The sequence below is a fragment of the Konateibacter massiliensis genome, assembly GCF_900184995.1.
GTDB lineage: Bacteria > Bacillota > Clostridia > Lachnospirales > Lachnospiraceae > Lachnotalea > Lachnotalea massiliensis.
Genome location: NZ_LT860099.1, coordinates 802,110 through 813,671, shown reverse-complemented (window position 1 = coordinate 813,671; position 11,562 = coordinate 802,110). Strand labels below are relative to the sequence as shown.

Here is an 11,562-nt window from a genome sequence, read left to right as displayed (position 1 = left end):
ATGGACAGCTTAGAAAATAAAAAATTAAGCACGCTCTACTAAGCCTGACTTTAAACAAGAAGTACAAACATACATTTTTTTTGCACCACCGTTGCTTAAATTAACTCTAACGGATTTCACGTTAGATTTCCACATTTTACTTGTCTTTCTATTAGAATGACTCACATTGTTTCCGAAGTGAGCACCTTTTCCACAAACTGAACACTTTGCCATATCAGCACCTCCTTACACGAAATCATAACAAAACTATTCTATCAGATATGGAAGGACAATGCAAGGAAAAAATAAAAAAGTTAAAAACATATTTCATTTTTATAGAAAAGAGGTTATAATACATATTATCCCATGCTATTTTTAATCGCATGATTATAGAAAAGTAAAATGTAGAATTAAATTGAAAATAAAAGTGGAGGTAGTAAGAATGAAAGGACGTATGAGTAATAGCTATGGCGAGGTGCTTATAGATACAGAGGTGATTGCAAACTATGCAGGGTCTACGGCAGTAGAATGCTTCGGGATCGTAGGTATGGCGGCAGTAAATGTGAAGGATGGCTTGGTAAAGCTACTAAAAAGGGACAGTCTGACGCATGGCATTACAGTAGATGTTATTGAGAACAAATTGATTTTAAATTTTCATGTTATTGTTTCATATGGCGTAAGCATTTCAACAGTAGCAGATAATCTTATTAGTAACGTAAAATACAAAGTTGAGGAATTTACCGGAATGGAAGTTGAGAAGATTAACATCTTTGTAGAAGGCGTTCGCGTTATAGATTAATTTAAGGAGGAACATATTGTGACAGTTAACAGAATAGATGCCGAAATGCTATCAAAGATGTTTTTGGCAGGCGCAAAAAATATTGAGGCTAAGAAGGAATGGATTAATGAGCTAAATGTGTTTCCGGTACCGGATGGGGATACGGGAACAAATATGTCATTGACAATTATGGCAGCAGCAAGAGAGGTAAGTGCTCTATCCAATCCGTCTATGGCAGACTTGGCAAAGGCAATTTCATCAGGCTCATTAAGAGGTGCCAGAGGTAATTCGGGCGTTATTCTTTCACAGCTTTTCAGAGGCTTTACTAAGGTTATTAAGAATTACGAAGAGATTGATAAGTTTATTATAACAAATGCCTTTCAAAAGGCAGTTGAGACAGCATATAAGGCAGTTATGAAACCGAAGGAAGGAACAATTTTAACCGTTGCCAAAGGAATGGCAGATAAGTGTTCCGAGATTGTTGACGAGGTTGATGAGTTAGAAGAATTTATCAGACAGGTTATTGAATATGGTGACTATGTATTGAGTCAGACACCGGAGATGCTTCCGGTTTTAAAGCAGGCAGGCGTAGTTGATTCCGGCGGACAGGGACTTATGCAGGTGGTGAAAGGCGGATTTGACGCATTTCTTGGCAAGGAGTTGGATTTGTCCATCACAGGTTCAAACAGCTTTTCTATTAATAAGGGAGCTGTAGGAAGCGCAGAGCCTACAGATATCAAATTTGGGTATTGCACTGAGTTTATCGTTATGCTGGAAAAAGAATATACGATGGAAACAGAGCATGAATTCAAGGAATATTTAGGCTCTATTGGTGATTCTTTAGTTGTTGTTTCTGATGATGACATTGTAAAGGTTCATGTACATACGAACGACCCGGGACTTGCAATTCAGAGAGGTTTGACGTATGGTTCACTCACCAGCATGAAGATTGACAACATGCGTGAGGAACATCATGAGAGATTAATCAAAGACGCTGAAAAAATGGCACAGATTCAGGCTGAGACAGCTAAGAAGGAAGAGCCGAGAAAAGACGTTGGTTTTATTGCGGTGTCAATCGGCGAAGGAATCAATGAAATATTTAAGGAGCTCGGAGTGGACTACCTGATTGAAGGCGGACAAACGATGAATCCAAGCACGGAAGATATGTTAAACGCAATTGAAAAAGTAAATGCAGATAATATATTTATCCTTCCGAATAATAAAAATATCATTCTGGCAGCAAACCAGGCAAAGGCACTTGTGGAGGATAAGAACATATTTGTGATCCCGACAAAGACTGTTCCGCAGGGAATTACGGCAGTCATCAATTATGTGCCGGATAAATCTCCGGAGGATAATGAGAAGAATATTCAGGAAGAAATTGAGCGAGTAAAGACCGGACAGGTAACCTACGCAGTCAGAGACACAAATATAGACGGAAAAGAGATAAAAGAAAACGATATTATGGGTATCGGCGACCACTCTATTCTTACAGTGGGAAATGCGGTTGATAAGGTTACAAGGGACATGATAAAAGAGTTGATTGATGAGGAAACAGAATTAATCAGTATTTATTATGGACAGGAAATTGAGGAAGATGCGGCACAGGAGCTTGCCGATAAGATTGCAAAGGAATATTCCGATTGTGACATTGAGGTTCACTTTGGAGGACAGCCGATTTATTATTATATTGTTTCAGTTGAATAGCAGATATTAATTCGTAAAGGGGAGAACAGAAGTTATATTCTGTGAGGGAGTGTATGCTGAAGGAAGAACTGAGGGCGCTTGAGAAGGCGGCGAGGGTTATTATTTCAAGTGATAAGGTGGAAGCTTATTTAGAGTTTACAGAGGATATATCAGAGTATACCGTCGATAATGTAGTGGAGCTGTTGAATCATCACAATGTGACATATGGCATTGACAAGACAAGAATTGCAGTTATGCTGAATGAGCGAGAGGCCTATGTGAGGGTGCTCGTTGCAAAAGGAACGGCTGCAGTGAAAGGAACGAACGGATACTACAAATATTATTTTAATACGGAACCGTTTACCGGTACAATTATATTGGAGGACGGTACCGTAGATTATAACGTGCTGGGAGAAATGGTACTGTGCCATGAAAACGATCTGCTCGTAGAATACCATCCGGCCGTTCCCGGGACAACAGGTGTCAGTGTATCAGGTACTGTTTTACAGCCTCCTCCTGTTAAAGAATTAAAGCCGATTCGCGGCAAAGGATTTACCGTGAAGGAGGGGGAAAACTGCTATTACTCCGATTTTGACGGAAAGATTGATTTTGACGGAACGCTTTTGAAGGTCTCCCAATTATATGTAGTTGAAGGGGATTTGGACAGCAACGCCAAACCGATTGGTTTTTGCGGCGATGTTCTTGTTCAGGGCAATGTGTTTGCGGGAGCCAGAATTGAAACGGTGGGAAATATTACTGTAAACGGGCATGTGGAATCCTCTACGTTGCTTGCCGGAAAGAATATTCTACTGCGAAACGGAATGCAGGGAGACGGCAGCGGGTATGTTTTTGCGAAGGGAAATATATCGGCGAAGTTTCTGGAGAATACAACGGTAGTGTCCAACGGAAATATTTTTTCGAACTATATTTTAAACTGTGATATATACGCGAACAAAAAGGTGATTGTTTCAGGGCAAAGAGGTGCTATCATAGGCGGTCATGTGAGAGCGATAGAGGCAATTTCAGCCTCCGTAGTCGGAAATACCGCTCATCTGCAGACGCAGATGGAAATCGGTGTTGGAACGGACTTTTACTATAAGTATCAACAGGTAGAAGACAGTGTTAATAAGCTGAAAGAGGAGATTTCTGAGCTTGAGCAGAAGCTGAATCGGATTTGTGAGAAGATTAAGACAAAGCCAAGCCCTCTTCTTTTGAATATCAGGAGCGAGGTTCTAAAAGAAAAGATTGAAAAGACGGCAAAATACAATGAGCAGTGCAGGATGAAAGAGGAGCTTATGAGCCAGAAAAAGCGCTCCGTATCTGGTAATATTGTGGTTGCAGGACGTGTTTTTCCCAATACATATGTGAGAATCAATGGTGTTTCCAGTATTATTCATGATATTTACCGGAACATTACATTCTTAAATAAAGAGAGCGAAATTAGAATTTATTCGAATATATGGGAAGAAAATGCCGTACAGAAGTCAATGAATGTAAACAAGTAAGTGATGAGAGAGAATCGAAGAGGGTTCTCTCTTTGTAGTTAAGTTTATGGAAAATGGGGCTGTGTCAGGATGAATAAAGATTCTTTGGTAATTGATTTAAAAGGTGTCGGTGAAAAGACAAGCAGTTTATTTCAAAAAATGGGCGTCTTCACAGTGGAGGACTTAATCGGCTATTATCCGAGGGACTATGATGTGTACAAGGAGCCTGTTTTGATTAGTCAGCTAAAAAATGATGAGGTAGCGGCTGTAAAAGGAACGATTGTAAAAAATCTGGAAATCAAGAGAGTGAGAAATTTGCAGATTGTGGCAGGTATCGTGCAGGATGAGAGTGGTATGCTGAATATCACCTGGTACAATATGCCCTTTTTGCGAAATACATTGAGACCTGGATACAGGCTTATTTTGCGCGGGCGAATCATTAATAAAAACGGAAGGTTGTCGATGGAGCAGCCTCAGATTTACCAATTGGAGGAATATGGTGCTATTGTGGAGTCCATGCAGCCTAAATACAGTCTTGTAGCCGGAATTACGAATAACACAGTGACAAAGGCAGTAAGACAGGTAATGGAGCAAAAGGATATTGTGCAGGAATATCTTCCGGCTGACATACGAAAAGAGTATGCGCTTGCAGAATATAATTTTGCCATTGAAAACATCCACTTTCCGAAAAATATGGATGACTTGGTAAAAGCGAGAGCGAGACTCGTATTTGATGAATTTTTCCTTTTTATCATGGCGCTTCGGCAGCTAAAGGAGAAGAAGGAGAAGGCAAGCAATGAATTTTCTTTAAAAAAATCGGTTGAGGCAGAGGAGCTGATTAAAAAGCTTCCTTATCAGCTTACCAAGGCACAGATAAAGGTCTGGCATGAGATAGAAGCGGACATGCTTGGGGAGACGGTAATGAGCCGGCTTGTTCAAGGTGATGTTGGTTCAGGAAAGACGATTGTTGCCATACTTGGAATTCTTATGGCAGCGGGCAGCGGTTATCAGTCTGCTTTTATGGCACCGACGGAGGTTCTTGCAAAGCAGCAGTATGATTCGATTGTGAGATTGTTTGAGGAATACGGCTTGCCTTACCGTGCGGTTCTCTTGACAGGCTCTATGACAGCAAAAGAAAAAAGATTGGTGTATGAGGAAATCGAACGGGGAGAGGCAAACGTAATAGTGGGAACTCACGCTTTGATTCAGGACAAGGTAAATTACTGTAATCTTGCACTTGTCATCACGGATGAGCAGCACCGCTTCGGTGTGAGGCAGAGGGAAACTCTGTCCAATAAGGGAAATGATCCGCATGTCCTTGTCATGAGTGCCACTCCGATTCCCAGAACGCTGGCAATTATTTTATATGGAGATTTGGATATTTCCGTGATTGATGAGCTGCCGGCGGAGAGACAGGTCATTAAAAACTGTGTGGTAAACAGTAGTTATCGTCCTACCGCTTACAAGTTTATTCAAAAAGAGGTGGAGAGCAAAAGACAGGCTTACATCATATGTCCGATGGTGGAGGAGAGTGAAAATATAGAGGCAGAAAATGTCATAGAATACACGGAACTGCTCAAAAATAATCTTCCGCATACGATCAAAGTGGAATATCTGCATGGAAAGATGAAGGCGAAGGAAAAGAATGACATTATGGAGCGGTTTGCCGCAAATGACATTCAGGTACTCGTCTCAACAACTGTTGTGGAGGTAGGTGTGAATGTGCCGAATGCCACGGTTATGATGATTGAAAATGCAGAGCGCTTCGGTCTTGCACAGCTTCACCAGCTTCGAGGTCGAGTGGGGCGTGGAAAGCACCAGTCCTACTGTATACTCGTAAATGGCTCAGACAGCAAGGCGTCAAAGAGCCGTTTGGAAATATTAAATAAGTCAAATGACGGATTTTTTATTGCAAGCGAGGACTTGAAGCTTCGAGGCCCCGGAGATTTATTCGGAATCCGGCAGAGCGGTGTGCTGGAGTTTAAGATAGGAGATGTGTTTACAGATGCGTCCGTATTACAGTATGCAAGTGATGCAGCTGCCTTATTGCTGCAAGAGGATGAAAAGCTTGAGCTGCCTGAGCATGAGAGATTGAGGGAGAAGCTTGAAAAATATTTGAATTACGGGCTTGAGAATCTGAGCTTGTAGGCGGACAAGTCCGCATAATATATATAAAAGAGGCAAGTCACTTGAAATGACCTGCCTCTTGTGATTCACAATACTATCTGCTTGGCATTTTTTTGAATTTACTTGCCTTATAGTTTGGAACAATGGATTTCCATGATTTTGCACCAATTACCTTCAAGTAAGATTTTGTGTAGCTCTCGGATTTTGGCGTGTCCATATATTTATAGACATTATATGCGGGCTTTCCTGTGATACCAAAGCTTAATCCTTGGTCAACTTCAACCTGTGCGTCATGCAGACTGCGCATCATAATGGCATCGACCATCGGATTGAATTCGGCCACATAATAGGCATAGGCGATAGCAGCGGCTTGAACCTTTTTTCCGCTGTTGGAGGTAAAACCGACCTCCGATAGGATAACACGCTTGTCTTTTCCATAATGTTTTTTTACATAGTTTGTTAACACGGATAAGTTTTTCATATTGACAATCGGTGAGTTTTCATTGTTGCTTAAGTAATCGTTGTTCCAGAAGTTCGCATCAGTAAGCGGAACCGGATATGGGTGGTACGCAATATCCCAGTCAATGTTTCCTTCCGATTTTAAAATGGAGTTAAACTTTTCCAAAAAGGCTTTGGAACCGTAAGAGCCTTCATTTGACATAGCCCACATATGGTCGAGTGAAATATATACACGCGCGTTAGAATAAACGCTCTTTGTTGCATTGTATACAAGACGAAAGGTGTCTGCATAAGTTTTTGCATAGGAATCAAAGTTGCTTGTACCGGCATAATTCCAAGTGTCAAAGTTGTCCACCTCGTTCCCGACAATCCAGCCGGCGATAACAGGACTGCTTGTTTTCAGGCTGTAGCAGTAATCTGCAAAATAAGCCATGGTTGCTTCCAACTGTTCTTTTACCTTCTGCTCTTTCATATTCCATGCATAGTAAGCATAGCCTTCTGTTCGTGCAGCAGGAGTAATCAAATTTGTTTTACTGCTCCAGCCGAGCAAAAGAATGGCATACACGGTTGCGCCGTCATTGGCAAAGGATTTTGCCGTGTTAGCATACATGGCTGCCGCATCACGCCTAAAATAATAGGTTTTTCCTTTGTAACTGAATTGTTCTGTTGAACTGGAATTATATTCATTTTTGGTGGCAATTAAATCATTAATTTCAATATTGATAACCGTATGGTTAATACCTAAATTTGATTCATAACCTTGTAAGCCCTTTTTTGTAGGGGCAGTTGGGAATGCATAGGTGTAATCGGCGGCTCCCTCTGGGTTGGAAATATATTGTGCGGAACTAATGATTTTATAACCGGATTTCTGCTTTACTGCAATTACAAATTTTGACTGTAAAATACTATTATTCCCGTTCTTATCCAAGGGAGCAGTAAAGGAGAAAGAGGTAGATTTTTCTGCCTTTGCAATCGGCTTTAATTTCTTTAAGGTGGTTTGCGTAGAAGGAAGTGCAAACAAATAGTAATAAGTGTCCTTGCTCTTTACAATCTTGCTTGTTTTTGCTTTTATTGTGACATTTTCTTTGTCTGTTATTTTGGTACTGCTGATTTTTGCGGAGGAAGCAGTGGCAGTTGTCTCAGATACTCCGGATTTTATTTTGACTTTTTTAACAAGACTGTACGCTCCGTATACTTTTTCACCTGAAGAATCGACCAAATAACCTCGGACCTTCACATAATAGGTTTTGTTTTTAATAAGATTTTTGATGGTAAGGCTGGTCTTTGAGGAGGTCATTGTTCTGATATTATCTTTAAAATTTTTGGAGGTCGAGCAAAGTATCTCATAGCCTTTCACTCCGTCCATGACCTGATAGGAGACTGACATTTTACCTTTTCCGGCGGCTTTAGCGCTCGTGATTTTTGTTGTGGAGCTCACGCTTAATTGAGTCCATTTTGCGTAGACTGTCACATCGGAAGCGGTATTCGTAGAAATGATGGTAATGGGAGTTGCATAATTGCTGTCTAGGTACCAGCAATCAAACTGAAAGCCTTTTTTGGAAGGGATAGGCAGTGTCACAGTTTCTCCGCCAATGAAGGTTTCAGGTGCATCGACAGAATTTGTACCTCCGTTCAACTTATAGATAATGTCATAGGTCACTTTGTTTACTTTTGCTCCGTTTGCGTCAAAGATTGGAGTTGCATCACCAGAGGATGGAAGAGTATCCTCTGCTCCAGCAGTATCCGGTGCCTGCTCGGTGTCGGCAGATTCTGTTGCCTCAGGTGAGGCGGACTCGTCGGCAGCTGCTACATCCTCGGTTAAAACAGGTTTCTTGTCACAATACAATAAAACAGAGTCGGAAAGGATGCCGAAATCAAGCTCTTCCGACTGAGAAATGCTGTAATTTAAGTAAACCAGATTGGTAAAGTGTGTAATGCCGGTTAAATCCTTTATTCCATAGGAGGAAATATCCATATTCGTAATGGCATTGCCTTCCTCAGACGAAAGCTTTTTGTCTTTGTCTATATCATAGGAAGAAAGAAGCATATCGCGAAAAGCGGAATCGGGGAATGTTGCTTCGTCAACGGCAACCTCAGTAAAATCCTCTGTATAGAGAACAAGTGTAAATATAACAGGTTCCTCTGTCAGCTCACGGCTTACTGTATTAACCGAATAGGAAACGATGTTGGAGGACAAGTCATCGGAAAAAGTAAATAATGTATCCTCAACAGTGTATTCACAGGTCCAGTCCGTTGTATCGCTGATAGAAAAGCCTTTTAAATCAGTCAAATAAAAGCTGCTATTTTCATCAATTTGAATGTCTCTTGCGTTTTGGAGGCAGGAAAGAGCAGTCAGAGCAGAGTTTTTGGTCAGGTCCAGACCGATAAGTCTATTGAAGGAGCAGTCCAAAGAGACAAGCTTTGTGAGAGTTCCAAGCTCAAGTGTTGTCAGTTGGTTATTGCTGCAATCTAATTCTTCCAGAGCAATAAAATAGGAAAGACCTTCTAAGGAAACAATCCCCATATTACTGACGTCAATTTTGGTAACAGAATCAATTTCCTTCTTAGACAAAGTGTTATCATCGTTTTGATCAAAGTTCTCACAAATATAGGATAGGAAATATTCATCAGGGAAATTGCTGGTGTTAAGAGATACACGTTCAGTAACCTCCTCGTCAATGGAAGCAGTTGTGTCACCGGTAGCCACTTCGTTGTCTGTCTGAGTAGCTGCCGCTGTATTTTCACTGCCCAAAGAAGAGGTATCGGTATGTGTATCAGAATTAGTGTCTGAAATAGAAGTGGTATCTGCCTCCAAATTATTGTCCGAAGCAGCACCGATTTCTGTTGATACAACGCTGCTGTCAGTCACAGAAACAGCATTTGCTGTGATACTGCCATATCCGGCAAGAGATTCTGCGGTGATCAAAAAACAGGTAGCAAAGGAAATAAAACGTTTAAAAATTTTCTTTTTGTGATTTCTCATAACTCTCCTCCTCATAGTAAAAGTAAGATTATTATAACATGTGAAAATTGTGTGAACAACTAGGAGCTAGACTTTTTTTAAATTTTCGTGTATTATAAAGCGGATTGAAAAATAGGAGAGGGATGAAGTGAAATGAAACAGACAACATATGATGCTTCCAGTATATCGGTGCTAGAGGGGTTAGAGGCAGTCAGAAAAAGACCCGGTATGTACATTGGAAGTGTGTCAAGAAAAGGATTAAATCATTTAATATATGAAATTGTAGACAATTCGGTTGACGAGCATTTAGCAGGCTTTTGTAACCGCATCACGGTTGTTTTGGAGGCAGATGGCTCCGCGACAATAGCAGACAACGGGCGAGGGATACCGGTTGGAATGCATGAAAAAGGAGTCTCCGCTGAGCGTGTTGTTTTCACGACATTGCATGCGGGAGGAAAATTTGATGATTCCGTCTATAAGACAAGCGGCGGGCTTCACGGGGTTGGTTCCTCTGTTGTAAATGCTCTGTCTACCTATTTGGATATTAAAATCAGCAGAGAGGGCTATATCCACCATGATCGCTATGAAAGAGGAATTCCTGCGCTGGAATTGGAGAAAGGGCTTCTGCCGACGCTTGGAAAGACAAAGGAGACAGGAACGACAATCAACTTCCTGCCGGATGATACTATTTTTGAGAAAACACGCTTTAAGGGAAGCGAGGTAAAGAGCAGACTTCACGAGACTGCTTATCTAAACCCGGAACTGACTATTATTTTTGAGGATAGACGTGGGGAGGAAATCGAGCATGTCGAATACCATGAGCCCGATGGAATCTTAGGCTATATCTTAGATTTAAATAAAAATAAAGAACAAGTGCACGAGCCGATTTATTTTAAGGGCGAGGTTGACGGCATCACAGTAGAAGGTGCGCTGCAATACATCAACGAATTCCATGAAAACGTTCTCGGCTTTTGCAACAACATATACAATGCGGAAGGCGGCACTCATTTGACTGGCTTTAAGACGGTATTTACGACCGTTATGAATTCCTATGCGAGAGAGCTTGGTATATTGAAGGAAAAGGATGCGAATTTTACAGGTGTGGATATCCGAAACGGTATGACTGCTGTTATCTCCATTAAGCACCCTGCCCCTCGCTTTGAAGGACAGACAAAGACAAAGCTTGACAATCAGGATGCCATGAAGGCAACAAGCAAGGTGGCAGGAGATGAGTTGCAGCGCTACTTTGACAAAAACTTAGAGACACTGAAATCTGTTTTGTCATGCGCGGAAAAAGCAGCGAAAATTCGTAAAGCGGAAGAGAAGGCAAAGACGAATCTGCTGACAAAACAAAAATATTCCTTTGACTCAAACGGTAAACTTGCAAACTGTGAAAACAGGGACCCAAGCAAATGTGAAATTTTTATCGTGGAGGGAGATTCTGCGGGCGGCTCTGCAAAAACAGCGCGTAACAGAAATTTTCAGGCGATTCTTCCGATCCGCGGAAAAATCTTAAATGTAGAGAAGGCGAGCATCGACAAGGTGCTGGCAAATGCAGAGATTAAGACGATGATCAATGCCTTTGGATGTGGTTTTTCCGAGGGCTACGGAAATGATTTTGATATCACGAAGCTAAGATATGACAAGATTGTCATCATGGCAGATGCGGACGTCGATGGTGCTCATATCTGTACGTTGCTGCTTACTTTATTTTACCGCTTTATGCCGGAGCTTATCTATGAGGGACATGTTTACATTGCGATGCCGCCGCTGTATAAGGCGATGCCTGCAAGAGGTGAAGAAGAATATCTGTATGATGACAAGGCACTTGAAAAATACAGGAAGAGTCACAAAGGCTCCTTTACCTTACAGCGATATAAGGGACTTGGAGAGATGGATGCAGATCAATTGTGGGAAACAACCTTGAATCCGGAGACGAGAAAGCTAAAGCTCGTAGAGATTGAGGACGCCAGAATGGCTTCTGAGGTAACGGAAATGCTTATGGGAAGTGAAGTTCCGCCTAGAAAGGCATTTATTTATGAATATGCTGAAACGGCTGAGCTGGATATATAGAGAGCGGAGGAAAT

7 protein-coding genes are annotated in these 11,562 nt (G+C 41.4%); 5 read left to right on the top strand and 2 right to left on the bottom strand.

What is annotated here, in order from left to right:
* Nucleotides 1–24: 24 nt before the first annotated feature.
* Nucleotides 25–213 (bottom strand): 50S ribosomal protein L28, encoded by a 189-nt coding sequence (gene rpmB, locus CTY48_RS09570; protein ID WP_099468277.1) that lies wholly within the window; start codon nt 211–213, stop codon nt 25–27.
* A gap of 208 nt (nt 214–421) precedes the next feature.
* On the opposite strand from rpmB, the gene CTY48_RS09565 reads away from it, so the two are divergent.
* The 4 genes from CTY48_RS09565 (at nt 422) to recG (ending at nt 6,075) form a co-directional block, all read left to right on the top strand.
* The gene (locus CTY48_RS09565) at nt 422–778 is read left to right on the top strand and encodes an Asp23/Gls24 family envelope stress response protein (RefSeq protein ID WP_099468276.1); all 357 of its coding nucleotides are present in this window, start codon (nt 422–424) and stop codon (nt 776–778) included.
* Between the two features lie 18 nt (nt 779–796).
* Nucleotides 797–2,464: a DAK2 domain-containing protein gene (locus tag CTY48_RS09560; RefSeq protein WP_099468275.1), complete on the top strand. Its 1,668-nt coding sequence runs from the start codon at nt 797–799 to the stop codon at nt 2,462–2,464.
* Nucleotides 2,465–2,517: 53 nt separating this feature from the next.
* Nucleotides 2,518–3,948: a DUF342 domain-containing protein gene (locus tag CTY48_RS09555; RefSeq protein ID WP_099468274.1), complete on the top strand. Its 1,431-nt coding sequence runs from the start codon at nt 2,518–2,520 to the stop codon at nt 3,946–3,948.
* 69 nt (nt 3,949–4,017) lie between these two features.
* Nucleotides 4,018–6,075, top strand: coding sequence for an ATP-dependent DNA helicase RecG (gene recG, locus CTY48_RS09550; protein ID WP_099468273.1), 2,058 nt, complete (start codon nt 4,018–4,020; stop codon nt 6,073–6,075).
* A 73-nt stretch (nt 6,076–6,148) separates the two neighbouring features.
* Here the strand turns inward: recG and CTY48_RS09545 are convergent, their stop codons facing one another.
* Complete coding sequence (locus tag CTY48_RS09545; protein ID WP_180272692.1) at nt 6,149–9,496, bottom strand: DUF5722 domain-containing protein; 3,348 nt, start codon at nt 9,494–9,496, stop codon at nt 6,149–6,151.
* A gap of 132 nt (nt 9,497–9,628) precedes the next feature.
* Between CTY48_RS09545 and CTY48_RS09540 the strand changes: the two genes are divergently transcribed.
* Nucleotides 9,629–11,548: a DNA gyrase/topoisomerase IV subunit B gene (locus tag CTY48_RS09540; protein ID WP_099468271.1), complete on the top strand. Its 1,920-nt coding sequence runs from the start codon at nt 9,629–9,631 to the stop codon at nt 11,546–11,548.
* Nucleotides 11,549–11,562 lie beyond the last annotated feature (14 nt).

What these genes read in the sequence shown, in the direction of transcription:
- CTY48_RS09565 (WP_099468276.1), top strand. Translation starts at nt 422, where the DNA reads ATGAAAGGACGTATGAGTAATAGCTATGGCGAGGTGCTTATAGATACA.
- rpmB (WP_099468277.1), bottom strand. Translation starts at nt 213, where the DNA reads ATGGCAAAGTGTTCAGTTTGTGGAAAAGGTGCTCACTTCGGAAACAAT.
- CTY48_RS09545 (WP_180272692.1), bottom strand. Translation starts at nt 9,496, where the DNA reads ATGAGAAATCACAAAAAGAAAATTTTTAAACGTTTTATTTCCTTTGCT.
- recG (WP_099468273.1), top strand. Translation starts at nt 4,018, where the DNA reads ATGAATAAAGATTCTTTGGTAATTGATTTAAAAGGTGTCGGTGAAAAG.
- CTY48_RS09555 (WP_099468274.1), top strand. Translation starts at nt 2,518, where the DNA reads ATGCTGAAGGAAGAACTGAGGGCGCTTGAGAAGGCGGCGAGGGTTATT.
- CTY48_RS09540 (WP_099468271.1), top strand. Translation starts at nt 9,629, where the DNA reads ATGAAACAGACAACATATGATGCTTCCAGTATATCGGTGCTAGAGGGG.